Raw genomic sequence first — 19,154 nt, 5'->3', positions numbered from 1 at the left:
GTCCCCTCCTCGCTGTTGCGCCGCGCCGCTGATCTTGCCCTTCGGGCCGGTCGCAGCCAGCCTTTCAAGCGCGCCCCGGCAGAATGTTAATCACATCTTTGGTTATCTGTTAAGTGATTTCATTGAAACGATAATTTGGTAAATTTATTGACGAGCAATGACGGGTTTCAGTAAATTCTTCACAAGCCTTGCAAATCGCGCCACTGGGCGCCAGCGTTCCGCAATGATCAAGGACCCGGTTCGATCCACCACCGACGAAGCCCGCGACAAGGCCCGGCAGATCCTGGCCGCGATGCGCCATGCCGTGCTGGCGGTGAACGATCCGGCGACCGGGCATCCCCATCTGTCCAGGATCGCCTGCCAGGTTGACGCTGCGGGCGTGCCGGTGGCGCTGTTGTCGGGCCTGGCGATCCACAGTCGCGCGCTTGCCGGCGATCCCCGCGCCGCATTGCTTGCGGAAACGCCCGGCGACAGGGGTGATCCGATGACATGGCCGCGCCTGTCCTTGCAGGTGACGGCCAGCGTGATCGCCGATCCGGGCAGTCTGCGGGATCGCTGGCTGGCCGCGCATCCGAAGGTTGCCGCCTTCATCGACCTGCCCGATTTCCGCTTCTGGCGGCTGCTTCCGCAAGGCGGCTTTCTGAACGCGGGCTTCGGCGCGGCCTTCCGGCTGTCGCCGGCCGATCTGGGCATCGCATGAAAAAACCGCCGCGACGGATCGCGGCGGTTCATCGACATTGCAGGGCCTGTTACTGCGGGCGGTCCATCCTGGCATAGACGCACACCTTTCCGCGCACGGCAGACGGCCAGTTCAGCCGGATCTGCCGGCGGCTGGTGCCGATTTCCGTCTGGATCCAGGGGGCCGACTCGACCTGCGTCCCGGCGGAATTGGTGATCGCGCTTTCCGCAATGACCGACTGCACCGACTTGGCCCACCCCTTGAAGGGCAGACCGTCGATGACCGGCAGGATCCAGGCCGCCGAAGGCGTGACCTGATTGTGCTGCAGCATCAGCGGGTTCGAGACATAGCTTTTCACCCCGTTGAAGGTGTTCCCCTCGAACTGCAGATTGCGCATGTTGTTATAGTTCAGATCCGCGATCGAGGTATCGACACGCTCGATCCGGTCGATCTCGCCGTACAGCGCCTTGAAGACATTGCTGGTCACGGTCAACCCGTGGATGAAATGCCCGGTCCCATAGGGCTTGACCGTGAGCCAGGCGAACCAGGGGGCGGTGTTGGAACACAGGCAGGTGTTGCCGTTGATCGTCAGCCCCCCAAAGCTGAATTCGGCTCCGGTATAATTCGGCTGGGCGCTGTGTTCGTTGGTCCATTCGATCGAGGCATTGTCGATATAGTTGCCGTTGATCGTCGTCTGCACATTGGGCTGGGTCAGCACCAGCCCGGCAAAGCGCAGCCCCTCGCCCGAACCGTCGCCCTGGAACCAGTGGTTGCCCGAGATGATGTGCCCGCCGCCATCGGCGACCATGAAATGCGCAAAGCGGACAAAGCGGTTGTCGCGGATCTTCACGTCATTGGCGTTGACGTTGATCGCGATGGTGGTCCGCTGCTGTGCGGGCAGGTCCATCTCGTTCGACAGGAACTGGCAGCGGTCCACCAGCAGGTCCTGGCATCCCCGGCCGATGGACGTGATGCCCCGATCCTTGGGCTTGGTGACATAGCAGTCCCGAAGCGCGATCATCTCGCCCTTGGGTGGCAGCATGATCCCGCTGGCCACGCCTTCGCAATTCAGATCCAGATCGACGAAGTTCAGCCGCGACAACTGCTCGACGCCCGAGAAGTCGAACAGATAGCGATAGCGTTCGAAGACATAGCTGCGCGTCCCCGCCCCCCCATGCAGGGGCTGCGACAGGGTCAGCGTTCTGGCGGCGACGTCCTTGGCGGCCACATAGACCTCGCGCCCGACGCCGTTGCCGATGACCCGGCTGCCGATCTCGATGGCGGCGACGGCCGGGACATTGCTCAGCCGCAGCGGCTGCGCGGGATCATAGGTGGCGGCACTGGACCACCGTCCGGTGTCCCAGGCGGCACCCGCCTTGGCGCTGAGGCTGCCGTTGCAGATCACGCGGCGGTTGGAAAAACCCGTCAGGTCGGGCGCAAGGTTTCCCACGACCAGCGGCTCGTCCAGGTCCACCCGCCGGCCGCACAGGTCCAGCGCGACATGGTCGGTATAGCCGAACAGCGCCTGCAACGCCTTCTTCATGCCCAAGGTTTCACTGCCGAAGGCATCGGCATAGGTGGGGAAGTTGAAGCTCTGCATGAACGACACGCTGGTGCTTGCGGGCGTGCGGATGGTGCCCTTGAAGCGGATCCGGCTGTTGAGGCCCAGATTGCCGTTGATGAAGAACGTCCCCTCGGGCACCAGGATCCAGCCGCCGTTTGCCGCCTGGTCGGCGGCGACAAAGGCGGCGCGGTCATTGGTGACGCCGTCCCCCTTGGCCCCGAAGTCGCGCACGTCCACCCAGTCGATCAGCGACGGGATGAAGGCCGAAGTCACGTCCTCGATGCGGATCGATTCGATGCGGAAGGCGCCCCCGTTGGCGCCCACCAGATCCAGGCCGAAGTGACCGTAAACCGGCGCGGTGCCCCAAGCCATGTCCACGCCCCTGCGCGACCCGACCCCGACGATGGCGCTGATCTCCACGACCTCGCCATAGGTAGTCAGGGGCACGGTCGGTCCCACCTCGACTAGCCCGTTCACATGCGCGCGCGACCCGTTGCCCGCCCATCCGGCGATCCGCGCGGAACACAGCGCCCCCGCCACCGCCTTGATCCGGGCCGAGACGCGCAGATAGACGCCGGGGATCATCGGCGTTTCGCCCATGAAGCGGATGGATGTCGTGGTCTGCTGCTTCATCACCTCGAGACAGGTGCCGAAATCCTGGTCGGCAGGAACCAGCGCGCCATTGTCGGCCGAGGCCCAGGTGGGGCTGCCCGGCGTGCCGTTCGACCGGGACCAGGCATTCAGCCCGCCCCGAAAGGCGGGCGGCATCAGCAAAAGCCCGTTGGTGATCGCGATGTTCATGACCTATCTCCTTCAGCCGCGGCAGGCGCATGGGTGAAGGGATAGTTACCAAACGGTTAATGCCGGATTGACGGGGCGGACGTTGCAGCCCTGCCCCGCGCAACGCGGATCAGAAATGGATCGCCCGGCCGTAGGCGTCCAGGACCGACTCGTGCATCATCTCGGACAAAGTGGGGTGCGGGAACACCGTCTCCATCAGATCCTGCTCGGTCGTTTCAAGCTGGCGGCCGATGACATAGCCCTGGATCAGTTCCGTCACCTCGGCCCCCACCATATGCGCGCCCAGCAATTCGCCGGTCTTGGCGTCGAAGACGGTCTTGATCATGCCTTCTGGTTCGCCCAGGGCGATGGCCTTGCCGTTGCCGACGAAGGGGAAGCGGCCGACCTTGATGTCATGGCCCAGTTCCTTGGCCTTGGCCTCGGTCAGGCCCACGGATGCGACCTGCGGGTGGCAATAGGTGCAACCGGCGATGGACGACGGCTTGACCGGATGCGGATGCCCGCCCGCGATCAGTTCGGCCACCATCACGCCTTCATGGCTGGCCTTGTGCGCCAGCCAGGGGGCGCCGGCGACGTCGCCGATGGCGTAAAGCCCCTCGACCCCGGTGCGGCAGTATTCGTCGGTCAGGACATGGGTGCGGTCGATCTTCACACCCAGTTCTTCGAGGCCGAGGTTTTCGACGTTGCCGACGATGCCCACGGCGGAAATCACCGTGTCGAAGTCCTGCGTTTCGGTCTTGCCGCCCGTCTCGATATGCGCCGTCACCGTACCGCCCTTGCGGTCCAGCTTCTTGACGGTCGCCTTTTCCAGGATCTTCATGCCCTGCTTGACGAACTGCTTCTTGGCGAAGGCGCTGATTTCGGCATCCTCGACCGGCAGGACGCGGTCCATTACCTCGACCACTGTGGTATCGGCGCCCAGTGTGTTGAAGAAGCTGGCGAATTCGATGCCGATGGCGCCCGATCCGATCACCAGCAGCTTTTTCGGCATATGCGGCGGCACAAGCGCGTGCTTGTAGTTCCAGACCAGCTTGCCGTCAGGTTCCAGCTCCGGCAGTTCGCGGGCCCGCGCACCGGTCGCCAGGACGATGTTCTTCGCCGTGACCTCCTCGGTGCCCTTGTCGGTCTTGACGCTGACCTTGCCGGGGGCAACCAGCCGCGCCTCTCCCATGATGGTGGTGACCTTGTTCTTCTTGAACAGATGGCCGATGCCACCGGTCAGTTGCTTGGCGACCCCGCGCGACCGGGCCACGACCTTTTCCAGATCGAAGCCGATCCCTTCCGCCGACAACCCGAAATCCTTGGCCCGGTGCATCAGGTGGAACACCTCGGCAGACCGCAGCAAGGCCTTGGTGGGGATGCAACCCCAGTTGAGGCAGATGCCGCCCAGATGCTCGCGCTCGATGCAGGCGACCTTCAGGCCCAGTTGCGCACCCCGGATCGCGGCGACATAGCCGCCTGGCCCGGCACCAATCACCACCATGTCGAAATTCTGGGCCATCAGCTATCCTCGTCTGGTCACGATAGTTGAGCGTTAAACCATTCCGCAAAGGGGAACAAGCGGGCCGGTTACGCGGCGTCAGAAGCCCGTTTGTCCGGGTCGGACTGCTTTTCGTCCAACGCGGCCTCGACGGCGATGGTGGTGGCATTGGGCGTGATCACGGCGAAGTTGCCCTGTTCTTCCGGTGTCAGGGCGCGGCGGCGGGTCGTGCGCCAGCCGGCATAAACCGCCAGCATCGCCAGCAGCACGCCCATATAGACCCAGAAGCCGTCCGGGCCGATCACTTCCATCAGCCAGCCGGTGATGATCGGCCCGCCCATCGACCCGATGCCATAGATGAACAACAGCCCGGCCGAGGCCGCCGCCATGTCCGACTGGTCCAGGTAGTCGTTGGTATAGGCCAGCAGCAGCGCATAGATCGGGTTCACCAGCCCCCCCATCAGGGCACCCGCGACGACAAGCCCCAGGGTGCCGGGTTGGCTTGCAAGCACGGCGGCCCCCGTCACCGCCCCCACGGCGGACAGCATCAGCACCAGCTTGCGCCGGTCGTAACGGTCCGAGATCCAGCCGATCGGATATTGCATCACCAACCCGCCCGCATAGCTTGCCGCCACGAAGACCGAGATCTGGGCAACCGACAGGCCGATCGTGGCACCCCAGACAGAGGACATGCCGGACAGCACCGCAAAGACCCCGCCGATCAGGAAGATGCCGACGCAGCCCAGCGGCGAGGCACGGTAAAGCTGGCCGAATGTCATGCGCTTGATCGTCTGAAATTGCGGGGCGGGACGCGCGGATAGCAGGATCGGCATGAAGGCAAAGGACACCAGCACCGACGCGACGATGAACAGCGTATAGCCGCCCGGATCGCTGAGGTTCAGCAAGGCCTGCGCCGCGACGATCCCCAGCAGTTGCACGATCATATAGGCCGACAGGGTCTGGCCCCGGTTCTCGTTCGTCGATCCGGCGTTCAGCCAGCTTTCCGACGTGATATAGACCCCGCAGAAGCAGTATCCGATGACGACCCGCAGAAGGGTCCACCAGATCCAGTTGGGTTCAACCGAATACAGCACCAGCACGGACGAGATCATGGATCCAAGCGCAGCGAAGACCCGCACATGGCCCACGTTCTTGATCAGCGCCGGCACCGACAGGCTGCCCAACAGGAAGCCCGCGTAATAACCCGACATGGCGATCGACATCTGGAAGGTCGGGATGCCCTCGATCCCGCCGCGAATGCCCAGCAGCGTGCCCTGCATCCCGTTGCCCACCATCAGCAGCAGGATGCCCAGGAACAGCGGCCAGGTGGTTCGCAGCACGGAAATCATCGGTCGTCTCGTTTCGGGTCGCGGGAATCGGTCCTATCTGTGGCCCATCCAATGGTTGACGGCCACCCGGAAAGCGACCCTAGGGGACCAGCAGCGACGCATCGCCATAGCTGAAGAAGCGATAACCCGACCGCACCGCATGGGCATAGATGTCCCGGATCCTGTCCTGCCCCATCAATGCCGACACCAACATCAGCAGCGTGGATTTCGGCAGGTGGAAATTGGTCATCAGCCCATCCGTCACCCGGAAGCGATAGCCGGGATAGATGAAGATGTCGGTCGTCCCCTGGAAGGGCCGGACCGTTCCTTTCTCCTGCGCGGCGGATTCGATCAGCCGCAGCGCCGTGGTGCCGACAGGGATCACGCGCCGTCCTTCCGCCTTGGCGCGGTTGATCGCATCCGCCGCATCCGCGCCGACTTCTCCCCATTCGGCGTGCATCCGATGGGTGGTCACGTCCTCGACCTTGACGGGCAGGAACGTCCCCGCGCCGACATGAAGCGTGACATGGACGAACTCGACGCCCTTCGCGGCCAAGGTATCAAGCAGGGCATCGTCGAAATGCAGGCTGGCGGTGGGGGCGGCGACGGCGCCTTGGCGCGCGGCCCAGACGGTCTGGTAATCCTGCCGGTCCTGGTCGTCGGGCGCCCGCAGCGCGGCGATATAGGGCGGCAGCGGCATCGCGCCGACCTTCTGCAGCGCCGCATCGAAGGCATCGCCTTCGGCATCGAAACGCATGCGCAATTCGCCCTCGGCAATCTGCGCCACCTCGGCCGACAGCGCATCGCCGAAACGGATCACCTCGCCCTCGCGCAGCTTGCGCAGGGGCTTTGCAAGCGCCCGCCAGCCGTCGGCCTGGGGTTCCAGCAGCGTCACCTCGATCCCCGCCACGGCATCGCCCTGCGGGGTCACGCGCGTCCGCGTGCCGGTCAGCCGCGCCGGAATGACCTTGGTGTCGTTCAGGACCAGCACGTCGCCCGCCCGCAGGATATCCGGCAGGTCGCTGACACGGCGATCCGCAATGGCCCCGCCTTCGGCCAGCAACAGGCGGGCCGATGTGCGCGGGCGGGCCGGGCGCGTGGCGATCAGGCCGGAGGGCAGGTTGAAATCGAAATCGGACAGCTTCATGGCGCGCTTCTGCGCCACGCCGGACTGCCGGTCAAGACACGCATCCTTGATATCCAACCGAAAAAGTCACCTTTACTTTTCCGACAGAATCGCTAGGTTCCCGGTCAAGAGGAGACCCGCGATGATCGTCTGCCACTGCACACAAATCTCGGATCATGAGATCAAGGCAGCCATCGACTGGATGCGGACCTCGGATCCGGAAACAATCATCACGCCGGGCAAGATCTATCATGCCCTTGGCAAACGGGCCGATTGCGGCGGATGTATGCCGCTCTTTCTGGACACCATGCGTCACTGCGATAATCTGGGCGTAGCCCCGCCGATTTTGCGGGCAAAATCAGAGATCGCAAAGGAATCCCACCATGAAGGGCGACGCAAAGGTCATCGAATATCTCAACGCAGCGCTGCGGTCTGAACTGACCGCCGTCAGCCAGTACTGGCTGCACTATCGCCTGCAGGAAGACTGGGGCTTTGGCCGTATCGCCAAGAAGTCGCGCGAGGAATCCATCGAGGAGATGCATCACGCCGATCGCCTGATCGAGCGCATCATTTTCCTTGAAGGCCATCCGAACCTGCAAAAGCTGGATCCGCTGCGGATCGGACAGAACCTGCGCGAAACGCTGGAGTCGGATCTTGCCGCCGAACACGAAGCCCGCACCTTGTATCTGGAGGCGCGGCAATACTGTTCCAGCGTCAACGACCAGGTGTCAAAATCGCTGTTCGATGACCTGATCGAGGACGAGGAAGGCCATATCGACTTCCTGGAAACCCAGTTGCAGCTGTTCGACACGATCGGCGCCCAGAACTATGGCCAGTTGAACGCCAAACCGGCCGACAAGGCGGAATAAGTCTTTGGGCCACCCCTGCCTGGGGTGGCCTAGCCTTTGACGCGGCGCAGCAGCGTCAATGCCAGCAATGCCCCGATCAACATGGGCGCCGCATCCGGCAAGGGCACAGGGGCGATCGGCGGCAATTCAGGCGATGTCGGCTGCTCGGTGATCGGTGGGAATGTCGGCTGCTCGGGGACGGGTGGAAATGTCGGGTGGTCGATCACCGGCGTTGTCGGCTTTCCGGGATTGTGCGGGCCTGGACCAGGGCCGCCGTCAGGCGGAACCGATGATGTGTCATCGATCCCCGGCCGTGACTTGCCCGGCGAACCGCCGCCGCCGCCCCAGACAGGAACCGGCCAGGAGCCTCCTCCCGCGCTGCCCGGCGTTCCCGACGCAAGCGCAGTTGCCAGCGGCCCTGCCGGGTTCGGCAGCATGGCCCAGGGACCGACCGGCAAACGATAGGCGTCATAACCGACCGGCACCTTGCCTTCCAGCGGACTGTCGTCGCCCACCACCAGGGTCATGCGGTCCCCATATTGATCACGCTGGACAACATGGACAGCGGGCCTAAATCCCATATGCGGGAAAAAATACAGGCACTGTTCTTCGGACGTGCAAAGGGGCTGCATCGCGACACTCGGGACAACGTGCCGGCATCAGCGATCCAGCCCGCCTTGCGGGTCTTGAACAATGGCACCGACAAACATGAACAACTTGTTAACCCCCTCTGCATATCGGGGGGGCGCCACCTTGTTAATATGTCTAAATAGTCAGCCCCGTCGGAGGGAACCGGACGCGACCTAGTCCAACCAGCGCCGCGCCAGGTCGGGCAATTCGTCGAAATGCCCGATCAGGGCGTCCGGGGCCAGGCGACTGATCGCCTCGCCCTCGGGACCAAAGGACACCAGGGCCACCCGGACGCCCGCGGCCGCCGCGGTCTTGCGGTCCGTTTCCGTGTCGCCCACCAGGAAGGACGCCTCGACCGTGCCCCCTGCCCGTTCGACGGCGGCGCGATAAGGGCGCGGATCGGGCTTCCTGACCGGCAGCGTATCCGCCGCCACCAGGGATGCGAACCGGCCGCGCACGCCCAGCGCATCCAGCAAGGTTTCGGCCAGGGCACCAGGCTTGTTGGTGCAGACCGACAGGATATGCCCGTCGGCCGCCAGGCGGTCCAGCGTCTCCTCGACCCCGGGATACAGCTTGGTGTGGACGGCGATGTTGTCGCCGTAATGTTCCAGCAGGCGCGGATAATCCTCATCCTCGGCGCCGGGCGGCAGCAGCAGGTCCGCGCCCATGCGGCCGTATCCCGCCCGCAGCATCGCCCGCCCGCCATGGAACGCGGTCAGCGCATCCGCCACCGGGTCCAGGGCAACCTCGATCCCGCGTGCCGCAAAGCAGGCATTCGCCGCCGCGATCAGGTCGGCCGAGGTATCGGCCAGCGTGCCGTCCAGATCGAAGACCACCGTTCCCGCCATGCGCCTGTCCTTCCGCAACGATTCGACACCAAAGGTGAACGCGCGGGGCTTTCCCCTGCACGCCGCCCCGATTAGAACGCCCCGCAACGAATTTGAACAGGCATTGGGGACAGGCATGGCAGAGAAACCCGTGGCGATCGTCATCCTTGCGGCCGGACAGGGCAGCCGGATGCAATCCGACCTGCCCAAGGTGCTGCACCGGCTAGCGGGCGCACCGCTGATCGGCCATGCGCTTGGGGTGGCGCGCACGCTGGAACCCGAACAGGTGATCGTCGTCGCGGGTCATGGCGCCGACCTTGTGACAAAGGCCGTGGGCAAGATCGACCCGGACGCCCGGATCGTCCTGCAGGCCGAGCAGCTTGGCACCGGCCACGCCGTTCGCCAGGCCCTGCCCGAGCTTGAGGGATTCGAGGGCAAGGTGATCATCCTTTACGGCGACACCCCCTTCATCGGCGAGGAAACCCTGGCGGCGCTTGCCGGCCATCCCTCGGACCTCGTGGTGCTGGGGTTCGAGGCCGAGGATCCTGGCCGCTATGGCCGGTTGATCGTATCGGGCCGGGGCCTGGAAAGGATCGTCGAATACAAGGACGCCGATGCGGCCACACGCGATATCGCCTTGTGCAATTCCGGCGTCATGGCGCTTGACGCCGCGCTGCTGCGACAGTTGATCGTGCGGCTGACGAACGAAAACGCATCCGGCGAATATTACCTGACCGACCTCGTGGCGCTTGCCCGCGCCGAAGGCCGCAGCACCGATGTCGTGACCTGCGACGAGTCCGAAACCCTTGGCATCAACACCCGCGCCGAGCTTGCCGGGGCCGAGGCCGCGTTCCAGGACCGCGCCCGCAGTCGCGCGCTTGAAGACGGGGTGACGCTGTGCGACCCCTCGACCGTGTGGTTCGCGCTGGACACGGTGATCGGGCGGGATGCGGTGATCGGCCAGAACGTCGTCTTCGGGCCGGGCGTGACCATTGAATCGGGGGCCGAGATCCTGCCCTTCTGTCATCTGGAAGGGTGCCATGTCTCCTCGGGTGCGACGGTCGGGCCCTTTGCGCGGCTGCGGCCCGGCGCGGAACTGGGCGGCGACGTGCATGTCGGCAATTTCGTGGAAATCAAGAACGCGGTCCTGGACGAAGGCGCCAAGGTCGGCCACCTGACCTATCTGGGCGACGCCCATGTGGGCGAGCATACCAATATCGGCGCGGGCACGATCACCTGCAATTATGACGGGGTGATGAAGCACCGCACGGACATCGGCGCCCGCGCCTTCATCGGCAGCGACACGATGCTGGTGGCCCCCGTGCGCGTCGGCGACGACGCCATGACCGGATCGGGGTCCGTCATCATCGAGGACGTGCCCGACGGCGCCCTGGCCTTGGGCCGCGCCCGGCAGGTCACGAAGCCCGGCCTTGCCACCCGCCTGATGGCCGCCCTGCGCGCGAAGAAGGAGGCCCGCTGATGTGCGGCATCATTGGTATCCTGGGATCGCACGAGGTGTCCCCGCAACTGGTCGATGCGCTGCGGCGGCTGGAATATCGCGGCTATGACAGCGCGGGCGTGGCGACCGTCGATGCCCAAGGCCGGCTGGACCGGCGCCGTGCGGTGGGCAAGCTGGTGAACCTGTCCGACCGTTTGGTCCACGACCCCCTGCCCGGCCATATCGGCATCGGCCATACCCGCTGGGCCACCCATGGCGCGGCGACCGAGGTGAACGCCCATCCCCACCAGTCCGGCCCCGTGGCCGTGGTCCATAACGGCATCATCGAGAATTTCCGCGAGTTGCGCGAGGAACTGGCGGGTCTGGGCATCCAGCCGCAATCGCAGACCGATACGGAAACCGTCGCGCTGTGGACCGCGCATCACATGGCCCAGGGCGCCTCGCCTCTGGAAGCCGCGCGCAAGACGCTGGCCCGGCTGAAGGGTGCCTTTGCCTTGGCCTTCATCTTCGATGGGCAGCATGATCTGATGATCGCCGCCCGCAAGGGCAGCCCGCTGGCCATCGGCCATGGCGAGGGCGAGATGTTCCTGGGATCGGACGCGGTGGCGCTGGCGCCCTTTACCGACCGCATCACCTATCTGGAAGATGGGGACCACGCGATCCTGACCCGCGCGGGCGTCCAGATCTTCGACGCCGCAGGCAACCAGACCCACCGGACCGAGGCGCGGATCGACACCGGCGCCACCGCCATCGACAAGGGCGGCTATCGCCACTTCATGGCCAAGGAAATCGCCGAACAGCCCGTGGTGATCGGCGATGTGCTGAACCACTATGTCAAGGACGACCGGATCGTCCTGCCCGAAGGCCTGGATTTCAAGGGTGTGGACCGGATCAGCCTGGTCGGCTGCGGCACCGCCCATCTGGCGGGCCATGTCGCGAAATACTGGTTCGAGCAGCTGGCGGGCCTGCCTTGCGACATCGATGTGGCGTCCGAGTTCCGTTACCGCGAGCCGCCCCTGTCGCCGCAAAGCTGGTTCATCGCCGTCAGCCAGTCGGGCGAGACCGCGGACACCCTGGCCGCCCTGCATTATGCGGGCCAGCATGTCGCGCGCACCATCGGCCTGGTGAATGTCGGCACCTCGGCCATCGCGCGCGATTCCGACATCGCCCTGCCGACCCTTGCGGGGATCGAGGTCAGCGTGGCCTCGTCCAAGGCCTTCACCTGTCAGTTGTCGGTCCTGGCGATCCTGGCCCTGAAGGCCGCGCATGACCGGGGGCGCATCGACGATGTGGCGCTTGCCGCGCATCTGGCCGACCTGCGGTCGATCCCCGGCCTGATGCAGCAGGTGCTGGATCTGTCGGACGATTGCCGGGGTCTGTCGGAATGGCTGTCGCAGGCCCGGGACGTGCTGTTCCTGGGACGCGGCGCGCTGTATCCGGTGGCCCTGGAAGGGGCCCTGAAGCTCAAGGAACTCAGCTATATCCATGCCGAGGGTTATGCTTCGGGCGAATTGAAGCACGGGCCGATCGCGCTGATCGACCGCGACGTGCCGGTGATCGTGCTGGCCCCGCATGACGCGCTGTTCGAAAAGACCGTCTCGAACATGCAGGAGGTCATGGCCCGCCACGGCCCGATCCTGCTGGTTTCGGACGAGGACGGGCTTTCCGCCGCCAGCCACGGGGTGCAGGCCACGCTGCGGATGCCGTCGGGCGGCGGAATGTTCCAGCCGATCCTTTACGCGATCCCGATGCAGTATCTGGCCTATCACACGGCGGTCGCCAAGGGCACCGACGTGGACCAGCCGCGCAACCTGGCGAAATCGGTCACGGTCGAATGACGGAAGGCGCGCGGGCAGCCCCCGCGCGCCCTTTCCTTATGCCACGTCGGCGCGGGTTTCGGCGGCGATGCGGGCGTCCAGTTCCAGCATCTGATGCACGGCCTGCGCGGCCTCGGCGCCCTTCTTGACGAAGTGGTCGCGGTAAAAGCCAGTCAGCAATTCCGTTTCCTGATAATTGTGCGGCGTCAGCGAAACCGAGAAGCAGGGCACGCCGGTTTCCAGGCCGACATTCATCAGGCCGGTCACAACGGCGGTGGCGACGAAATCGTGGCGATAGATGCCGCCGTCCACCACCAGGGCGGCGGCGACCACGGCGTCGTATTTGCCGGTCTGGGCCAGCTTCTTGGCCAGCAGCGGCATCTCGAAGGCGCCGGGCACGTCATAGGCCACGACCGTCGCGCCGGGGATCAGGCGCTGTTGTTCGGCCAGGAAACCTTCATGCGCGCGATCCACGACATCGGAATGCCAGCGGGCCTTGATAAAGGCGATGCGAGGGGTCTTGTGGGTCATCTTTCAGGAACCTTACGTTGCTTGCGTATGGTCCCAGGACACGAGCCATGACCGCCCCTTGGGAAGGACGCGGCCACGGTTCTCTTTCATCCAGACTGTAACTGTCGGCCCCGGAGTTTCACCGGATCTGCTGACCCCTTCGTTGCCGAAGGGCGCTCGCGGGCTGTGACCGCCGGTGGGGAATTGCACCCCGCCCTGAGAACGGCTCCTGCATAACATGCAAAAAGCCTTCCGCCAAGGGCCCGTGTCACCCCATCCGCGCCAGGGCCTGTTCGACCGCGCCGCGCAACTGATCCTCGCCATAGGGCTTGCACAGCAGGATGGTCTGGCCGGGACAGTTCGCCGGAAGATGGCTGTCGCCGGTCGCATAGACGACGGCCAGTCCCGGCTGGATCTCGACCGCGCGCCGGGCCAGGTCGTTGCCGTTCATGTCGGGCAGGCCCAGATCGGTCAGCAGCAGGTCGAAGGTCTGTTCCCCCAGCCTTTCCAGCGCCGGGGTGGCCTTGCCCGCCTGGGCGACGGCATGGCCCATCTCCTCCAGCATGATGGCGGTGTCCGCGCGGATCAGGGCGTTGTCCTCGACCAGAAGGATGGACACGGCCCGGCCTGCGCCTTCATCGGGCTGCGGCGCGGGATCGGCCTTCGGGGCGGGATCGGACGGGCGCTGCGCCTCGGTCGCCTGGACTGCTTGCCGGGCATTGGCGATCACATGACGCAGGCGGCGGGCCAGGGCCTCGCGCGGATAGGGCTTCGACAGCAGTTCGACCCCCGGATCCAGCCGCCCGCCATGGACGATGGAATTCTCCGTATAGCCCGAGGTGAACAGCACCCCCAGCCCCGGCAGGACCTCTTGCGCGCGGCGCGCCATCTCTCGGCTCGTCAGGCTGCCGGGCATCACCACATCGGTGAACAGCACGTCGATATGCAGCCCGCTTTCGACAACGGCCAGCCCCGCTTGCGAGTCCCGCGCGGTCAGCACGTTATAGCCCAGCGATCCCAGCAGATCGACCACGGTGGCACGCACCGCCTCGTCATCCTCGACCACAAGGATGGTTTCGGAACCACCCACGACGGGCCCGTCGAACTGCGGGGCGTCGGTTTCCTCGTCGCTGTCTGAACGGGGCAGATAGATGCGCACGGTCGTTCCTTCGTTCACTTCGCTATAGACCGACACGTGCCCCCCCGATTGCTTCACGAACCCATAGACCATCGACATGCCCAGACCCGTGCCGCGCCCTTCGGGCTTGGTGGAATAGAAGGGATCGAAGATCCGCTCCAGCACCTCGGGGCTCATGCCGCAGCCGGTGTCGGTCACGGCCAGCATCACATAGTCCCCGGCCTGGACATCGCCCGCCGTCGCCGCATAGGCATGGTCCAGTTGCGTGTTCGACATCTCGATGGTTAGGCGGCCGGGCCCGTCCATCGCGTCGCGGGCATTGATCGCTAGGTTCAGAAGCGCGCTTTCCAGATGGGCGCGATCCACGCAGATGTTCCACAGGCCCTCGGGCACGATCACCTCGACCTCGATCGCCTCGCCCAGGGAACGGCGCAGCATCTCGTCCATCTCGTTCACCAGGCGGCAGGGCTGGATCACCCGCGGCTCAAGGGGCTGGCGGCGGCCGAAGGCCAGAAGCTGGCTGGCAAGCTTGGCCCCGCGCGCAACGGCCGACAGGGCGTTTTCGACCCGCTGCCCGGCCTTGGCATTGCCCTCCACGTCCTTGGCCAGCATCTGAAGGTTCCCGGCGATCACCTGCAGCAGATTGTTGAAATCATGCGCCACGCCGCCGGTCAGCTGGCCCATGGATTCCATCTTCTGCGACCGGTGCAGGGCCTGTTCCGTGGTGCGGTGCCGGTCGATCTCGTCGGCGACGCGGGCTTCCAGCGTCTCGTTCAGGCGGCGCAGCTGTTCCTCGGCCCGCTGGCGATGCGCGACTTGGCGCTGCAAATCCTCGGCCTGGGCCTGCAATTGCGCCTCGGTCAGGCGCTGTTCGGTGATGTCGGTATGAACGCCGACCCATTCCCTGATCTCGCCCCGGTCGTTCAGCGTGGGCACGGCGCGGATGGCGAAGATGCGGTATTCCCCGTCCGCGCATCGCACCCGGTGTTCCCATTCGAAGGTCGTCTGCCCGGCAAGCGCCTGGTGCCAGGCCGCGATGGTGGGCGCGCGGTCGTCGGGATGAACGGCATCCGCCCAGCCGTATTCCTGATAATCGTCGAAACCCTGGCCGGTCAGCGCGGCCCAGCCCCGCTGTTCGCCGATCATCCGCCCATCGGCGCTGTTGGTCCACAAGACGCTGTGGATCGCATCCACGGCGGCGTGGAAGCGGTCGTTGCTGTCGCGCAACTGGTTCTCGGTCTGCTTGCGATCCTCGATGTCGATCAGGATCATGTAAACGCCGTCGATCCGGTCCTCTCCCGACTTCCGGGGCAGGCAGCGCATCTCGAAGGCGCGGGGACGGTCCCCCGGCAGGCGAACGGTCGCATCGACATTCACCGTTTCGCCCAGAAGGGCACGGTTCAGCATGTCCTCGGTCAGGGCGGCCTGGGCGGATCCCAGGATATCCCCGATCCGCTTGCCGATCACCTGGTCATGGCCGATGCCGAACACCTCGAGATAGCACTGGTTGGCGAACCGGAAGACCAGCGACTTGTCCAGGAACGCCACCAGGATCGGCAGGGCGTCGGACAGGTGGTAAAGTTCCGCCCGGCTTTCCGCCAGCGCCTCGCGCGCGCGGACGGACTGGGTGATGTCCAGCACCGTGCACAGCACACCATCCACGCGGATGCCGGTGTCGTCATAGATCGGCGTATAGAACAGGTCGAAGACCACTTCCTCGGGGTGGCCGTCGCGGTGCAGGACCATGCGCTGTTCGCGGAAGGCCTGAACCTCGCCGCGCAGGCCGCGTTCCAGGATGGCGCGGTTCCAGTCCCAGATCTCGGGCCAGATGTCGGGAACCCTGCCGCCCAGGGCGCGGGGGTGATAGTTCCGGGCGATCTCGACATAGCCGTCGTTGTAGATCATCACATGATCCGGTCCCCACATCAGCACCTGCGGGATGGGGGAATTGACCAGCGAATTGACCTTGATCCGCAGGTGCTGCGGCCATTGGTCGATCGGACCCAGCGATGTGCGCGACCAGTCGAATTCCCGCACAAGGTCGCCGCAGACGCCGCCGCCCACAGGCCAGGAAGAAGGGGAGGACAGATCTGTCATGGTCGTGCGCGCCCGAAGAACCGGAATGATCGCAGGAAATTAGGCAGGGATTTCGCAGGCTGCAAGCAAGGACCTTGCGGCAAGAACCCCAGTCAACGTAAATCAATCGGGAAGGCTGGCTGACCCCGCAGCGTCGTTGTCGCAGCGGGACATCGCCCAAGGCCGGATCCAGGCTGGCCGTGATCTAACACCGCAGCATCGACGCCGGAACTGGACGCGCGCCGAAGGTCATGGATGAAAGCGACAGACGACTTTGCGGGGAACATGACCGACGCACTGCCGTCCTGTGCATCGACCTGAACCCTGCGGCCTCTAGACGGCGATTCCGTGCCGGCCCGCCAGATCGGTGAAGAACTGCCAGGCCACCCGGCCCGACCGGCCGCCGCGCGTGGCCTGCCATTCGATCGCCTCGGCCCGCAGGGCATCGGCTTCGATGGCCAGCCCGTAAGCCTCGCAATAGCCCCGCACCATCGCCAGATATTCGTCCTGGGAACAAGGGTGGAAACCCAGCCACAGCCCGAAGCGGTCGGACAGGGATACCTTTTCCTCGACCGCCTCGCCGGGATGAATGGCGGTGGCGCGTTCGTTGTCGATCATGTCGCGGGGCATCAGGTGGCGGCGGTTCGACGTGGCATAAAGGATCACGTTCGCGGGTCGGCCGCTGATCCCGCCGTCAAGCACGGCCTTCAGCGACTTGTATTGCGTATCGTCATGGCTGAAGGACAGGTCGTCCGAGAACAGCAGGAACCGCTTGTCCGTGGCGCGGCCCAGGATCGCCAGCAGCCGCCCGACCGAACCCAGGTCGTCGCGCGCTATCTCGACCAGGACCAGGGGCAGGCCTTCGGCCACCGCCTCGGCGTGGACCGCCTTGACCAGCGACGACTTGCCCATTCCCCGCGCGCCCCACAGCAGGGCATTGTTCGCGCCAAAGCCGCGCGCGAATTGCAAGGTGTTGTCCAGCAGGATCTGCTTGGCGCGGTCGATGCCGATCAACTGGACCAGATCGACCCGGTCCACCACATCGACAGGTTCAAGGCGGTCGGGATCGGGATGCCAGACATAGGCCGTGGCTTCCGTGAAGCTGGGCGCGGGCACAGGGGGTGGGGCCAGGCGTTCCAACGCCTCGGCGATGCGGCGCAGATCATCGGGCATCAGGCGTCTTCGTCCCATAGTCCCTGGGCGCGAAGTTCCTTTTCGCGCGATTTCTCGATCTGCCGGACCACCTGGATCGAAATCTCGTAAAGCCCATAGACGACCGAGAACAGCACAAGCTGGCTGCCCACGTCGGGCGGCGTCAGACAGGCGGCCAGCGTCAGGATCAGCACCACGGCATAGCGGCGCGTGCTGGCAAGCGTCTGGGCGGACACCAGCCCCGCGCGCCCCATCAGGGCCAGCGCCACCGGCAACTGGAACGACAGCCCGAAGGCCAGGATGAAGCGGGTCGTCAGGTTCAGGTATTCGCTGACCGACCCCTGGAAGACGATGCCGGCAAGATCGGTGTTCGTCGATGCCTCGACCCCGGCGGGATCGTCCGGCAGCGCCAGCGGGCCCTGCTGGAAGCCCAGGAAGAACGAGAACACCATCGGCAGGATGACGTAATAGGCGAATGCCGCCCCGATGGCGAACATCACCGGGGATGCCACCAGGAACGGCAGGAAGGCCCGCTTTTCGCTGCGGTACAGGCCGGGCGCCACGAAGCGCCACAATTGATAGGCGATGACCGGAAAGGCCAGGATGAAGCCGCCGAAGAAGGAAATCCGCAGGGCCACGGTAAAGCCTTCCTGCAGCTTCAGCAGGATCAGCCCGCATTCCTGCCCGCGATCTTCCAGCGCGGCGCAGATCGGCTTGGTCAGGAAGTTGTAGATCGGGTTCCAGACCAGATAGCACAGGACCATCGCCACCACGAAGGCCAGCGCGGACCAGATCAAGCGGCTGCGCAGTTCCTTGAGATGCTCGATCAGCGGGGCCGAGCTGTCGTCCAGCTCATCGACATTCTGCGATGACACTTATTGGTCCTTCATGTCCGAGCGGCGGACACCGGCGATGCGGCGCGAGGTGTCCGAAATCGGGGCGGCGGCAGGTTCGTTTGCGGCCTGCATGGGGGCGGGCACGGGGGGCGCGTCCATGGGCCGGGTGTCGGCGGGGGGAACGGGCGCCGCCGGATCGGGCTTGGGGCGCACGGCCTTGTCCAGGCTGGACCTGGGATCCCACTCCTCGAACCGTGTCGCGGCCCGGTCCAGGGCATCCAGGCCCAGCGACTTCTTGGATGTCAGGTTCTTCAGATCCCTCAGATCCTTGGTCGCCTCGCTGATGCCGCTGCCCTTGGCTGCATCCTCCATCGCGCTTGTGAATTCCCGCGCCATGGACCGCGCCCGCGCCGTGATCCGGCCCAGGGTATGAAACAGCTTCGGCAAATCCTCGGGACCGATGACGATCAGCGCGACGACACCGATCAGCAGCAGTTCGCTCCACCCGACATCAAGCATTCTGGAACCCCCGTCCCGGTTTCGGGATCACACGCGGGGTTCGTTCGAAGGGGTCACGTCGCGGGCTTCGGTGCCCGGAACCGGCTGGACGGGTTGGACCGGCTGGATGGGCTGCACCGGCTTGTCCAGGCTGGCATTGCGTTCCGCATCGGCTTCCGAGGTGCCGTCGTTCAGGCCCTTCTTGAAGGCGGTGATGCCCTTGCCGAATTCGCCCATCAGCGAGGAAACCTTGCCGCGGCCGAACAGGACCAGGACCACGATGGCGATAACAAGCAGTGCCATGGGGGACGGCATGTGCATTTCAGTTCTCCAGTTCCAGGGCCAGGCCGGGGCCTGGGTTCAACCAATCTGCGGAATATAGGCC

General features: G+C 65.1%; 17 protein-coding genes and 1 riboswitch. Of the genes, 5 read left to right on the top strand and 12 right to left on the bottom strand.

The window, feature by feature from the left end:
* The first annotated feature begins 223 nt into the window (after window positions 1-223).
* A complete protein-coding gene (locus CK944_RS12140; RefSeq protein ID WP_103173322.1) occupies window positions 224-700 on the top strand; it encodes a pyridoxamine 5-phosphate oxidase in 477 nt (158 codons plus the stop codon).
* A gap of 49 nt (window positions 701-749) precedes the next feature.
* Here CK944_RS12140 and CK944_RS12135 read toward each other — a convergent pair whose 3' ends face one another.
* The 4 genes from CK944_RS12135 to queA form a co-directional block, all read right to left on the bottom strand.
* Window positions 750-3,044, bottom strand: coding sequence for a glycosyl hydrolase family 28-related protein (locus CK944_RS12135; RefSeq protein WP_103173321.1), 2,295 nt, complete (start codon window positions 3,042-3,044; stop codon window positions 750-752).
* A 109-nt stretch (window positions 3,045-3,153) separates the two neighbouring features.
* Window positions 3,154-4,548: a dihydrolipoyl dehydrogenase gene (lpdA, locus tag CK944_RS12130; protein ID WP_103173320.1), complete on the bottom strand. Its 1,395-nt coding sequence runs from the start codon at window positions 4,546-4,548 to the stop codon at window positions 3,154-3,156.
* Between the two features lie 65 nt (window positions 4,549-4,613).
* Window positions 4,614-5,873: an MFS transporter gene (locus CK944_RS12125; RefSeq protein ID WP_103173319.1), complete on the bottom strand. Its 1,260-nt coding sequence runs from the start codon at window positions 5,871-5,873 to the stop codon at window positions 4,614-4,616.
* A 79-nt stretch (window positions 5,874-5,952) separates the two neighbouring features.
* The gene (gene queA, locus CK944_RS12120) at window positions 5,953-6,999 is read right to left on the bottom strand and encodes a tRNA preQ1(34) S-adenosylmethionine ribosyltransferase-isomerase QueA (protein ID WP_103173331.1); all 1,047 of its coding nucleotides are present in this window, start codon (window positions 6,997-6,999) and stop codon (window positions 5,953-5,955) included.
* A 121-nt stretch (window positions 7,000-7,120) separates the two neighbouring features.
* On the opposite strand from queA, the gene CK944_RS12115 reads away from it, so the two are divergent.
* Together CK944_RS12115 and bfr are read left to right on the top strand one after the other, a co-directional pair.
* A complete protein-coding gene (locus CK944_RS12115) occupies window positions 7,121-7,414 on the top strand; it encodes a bacterioferritin-associated ferredoxin (RefSeq protein WP_103173318.1) in 294 nt (97 codons plus the stop codon).
* Complete coding sequence (gene bfr, locus CK944_RS12110) at window positions 7,362-7,847, top strand: bacterioferritin (protein ID WP_103173317.1); 486 nt, start codon at window positions 7,362-7,364, stop codon at window positions 7,845-7,847. The genes CK944_RS12115 and bfr overlap by 53 nt, the downstream gene beginning before the upstream one ends.
* 29 nt (window positions 7,848-7,876) lie before the next feature.
* On the opposite strand, the gene CK944_RS12105 is transcribed toward bfr, so the two are convergent.
* The gene (locus CK944_RS12105) at window positions 7,877-8,353 is read right to left on the bottom strand and encodes a hypothetical protein (protein WP_103173316.1); all 477 of its coding nucleotides are present in this window, start codon (window positions 8,351-8,353) and stop codon (window positions 7,877-7,879) included.
* 276 nt (window positions 8,354-8,629) lie between these two features.
* A complete protein-coding gene (locus tag CK944_RS12100; protein ID WP_103173315.1) occupies window positions 8,630-9,304 on the bottom strand; it encodes an HAD hydrolase-like protein in 675 nt (224 codons plus the stop codon).
* A 115-nt stretch (window positions 9,305-9,419) separates the two neighbouring features.
* On the opposite strand from CK944_RS12100, the gene glmU reads away from it, so the two are divergent.
* Entirely contained in the window at window positions 9,420-10,763 is a 1,344-nt protein-coding gene (gene glmU / locus CK944_RS12095; RefSeq protein WP_103173330.1) for a bifunctional UDP-N-acetylglucosamine diphosphorylase/glucosamine-1-phosphate N-acetyltransferase GlmU, read from the top strand.
* Window positions 10,763-12,580: a glutamine--fructose-6-phosphate transaminase (isomerizing) gene (gene glmS / locus CK944_RS12090; protein WP_103173314.1), complete on the top strand. Its 1,818-nt coding sequence runs from the start codon at window positions 10,763-10,765 to the stop codon at window positions 12,578-12,580. Before glmU ends, glmS begins: the two co-directional genes overlap by 1 nt.
* Before the next feature lie 36 nt (window positions 12,581-12,616).
* Here the strand turns inward: glmS and CK944_RS12085 are convergent, their stop codons facing one another.
* The 6 genes from CK944_RS12085 to tatA form a co-directional block, all read right to left on the bottom strand.
* The gene (locus CK944_RS12085) at window positions 12,617-13,090 is read right to left on the bottom strand and encodes a 6,7-dimethyl-8-ribityllumazine synthase (RefSeq protein WP_103173313.1); all 474 of its coding nucleotides are present in this window, start codon (window positions 13,088-13,090) and stop codon (window positions 12,617-12,619) included.
* Between the two features lie 74 nt (window positions 13,091-13,164).
* Window positions 13,165-13,297, bottom strand: a riboswitch (FMN riboswitch).
* 40 nt (window positions 13,298-13,337) lie between these two features.
* The gene (locus tag CK944_RS12080) at window positions 13,338-16,304 is read right to left on the bottom strand and encodes a PAS domain-containing protein (protein WP_103173312.1); all 2,967 of its coding nucleotides are present in this window, start codon (window positions 16,302-16,304) and stop codon (window positions 13,338-13,340) included.
* A 312-nt stretch (window positions 16,305-16,616) separates the two neighbouring features.
* Window positions 16,617-17,456 carry an ATP-binding protein gene (locus CK944_RS12075; RefSeq protein WP_192877755.1) on the bottom strand — a complete coding sequence of 280 codons (840 nt, stop codon included), beginning with the start codon at window positions 17,454-17,456 and terminating at the stop codon, window positions 16,617-16,619.
* Window positions 17,456-18,310 carry a twin-arginine translocase subunit TatC gene (gene tatC / locus CK944_RS12070; RefSeq protein ID WP_103173311.1) on the bottom strand — a complete coding sequence of 285 codons (855 nt, stop codon included), beginning with the start codon at window positions 18,308-18,310 and terminating at the stop codon, window positions 17,456-17,458. Before tatC ends, CK944_RS12075 begins: the two co-directional genes overlap by 1 nt.
* Window positions 18,311-18,790, bottom strand: coding sequence for a Sec-independent protein translocase protein TatB (gene tatB / locus CK944_RS12065; RefSeq protein ID WP_103173310.1), 480 nt, complete (start codon window positions 18,788-18,790; stop codon window positions 18,311-18,313).
* Between the two features lie 27 nt (window positions 18,791-18,817).
* Window positions 18,818-19,090 carry a twin-arginine translocase TatA/TatE family subunit gene (gene tatA, locus CK944_RS12060; protein WP_103173309.1) on the bottom strand — a complete coding sequence of 91 codons (273 nt, stop codon included), beginning with the start codon at window positions 19,088-19,090 and terminating at the stop codon, window positions 18,818-18,820.
* Window positions 19,091-19,154: the final 64 nt, after the last annotated feature.

Origin of the sequence: Paracoccus sp. SY, from assembly GCF_002901215.1 — a bacterium.
Lineage (GTDB): Bacteria > Pseudomonadota > Alphaproteobacteria > Rhodobacterales > Rhodobacteraceae > Paracoccus > Paracoccus acridae.
This window is presented reverse-complemented; position numbering and strand designations above follow the sequence as displayed.

Excerpts from the sequence above, each read along its gene's own strand:
- CK944_RS12140 (WP_103173322.1), top strand. The coding sequence starts at position 224 with ATGATCAAGGACCCGGTTCGATCCACCACCGACGAAGCCCGCGACAAG.
- CK944_RS12135 (WP_103173321.1), bottom strand. The coding sequence starts at position 3,044 with ATGAACATCGCGATCACCAACGGGCTTTTGCTGATGCCGCCCGCCTTT.
- CK944_RS12125 (WP_103173319.1), bottom strand. The coding sequence starts at position 5,873 with ATGATTTCCGTGCTGCGAACCACCTGGCCGCTGTTCCTGGGCATCCTG.
- queA (WP_103173331.1), bottom strand. The coding sequence starts at position 6,999 with ATGAAGCTGTCCGATTTCGATTTCAACCTGCCCTCCGGCCTGATCGCC.
- CK944_RS12115 (WP_103173318.1), top strand. The coding sequence starts at position 7,121 with ATGATCGTCTGCCACTGCACACAAATCTCGGATCATGAGATCAAGGCA.
- bfr (WP_103173317.1), top strand. The coding sequence starts at position 7,362 with ATGAAGGGCGACGCAAAGGTCATCGAATATCTCAACGCAGCGCTGCGG.
- CK944_RS12105 (WP_103173316.1), bottom strand. The coding sequence starts at position 8,353 with ATGACCCTGGTGGTGGGCGACGACAGTCCGCTGGAAGGCAAGGTGCCG.
- CK944_RS12100 (WP_103173315.1), bottom strand. The coding sequence starts at position 9,304 with ATGGCGGGAACGGTGGTCTTCGATCTGGACGGCACGCTGGCCGATACC.
- glmU (WP_103173330.1), top strand. The coding sequence starts at position 9,420 with ATGGCAGAGAAACCCGTGGCGATCGTCATCCTTGCGGCCGGACAGGGC.
- glmS (WP_103173314.1), top strand. The coding sequence starts at position 10,763 with ATGTGCGGCATCATTGGTATCCTGGGATCGCACGAGGTGTCCCCGCAA.
- CK944_RS12085 (WP_103173313.1), bottom strand. The coding sequence starts at position 13,090 with ATGACCCACAAGACCCCTCGCATCGCCTTTATCAAGGCCCGCTGGCAT.
- CK944_RS12080 (WP_103173312.1), bottom strand. The coding sequence starts at position 16,304 with ATGACAGATCTGTCCTCCCCTTCTTCCTGGCCTGTGGGCGGCGGCGTC.
- CK944_RS12075 (WP_192877755.1), bottom strand. The coding sequence starts at position 17,456 with ATGCCCGATGATCTGCGCCGCATCGCCGAGGCGTTGGAACGCCTGGCC.
- tatB (WP_103173310.1), bottom strand. The coding sequence starts at position 18,790 with ATGCTTGATGTCGGGTGGAGCGAACTGCTGCTGATCGGTGTCGTCGCG.
- tatA (WP_103173309.1), bottom strand. The coding sequence starts at position 19,090 with ATGCACATGCCGTCCCCCATGGCACTGCTTGTTATCGCCATCGTGGTC.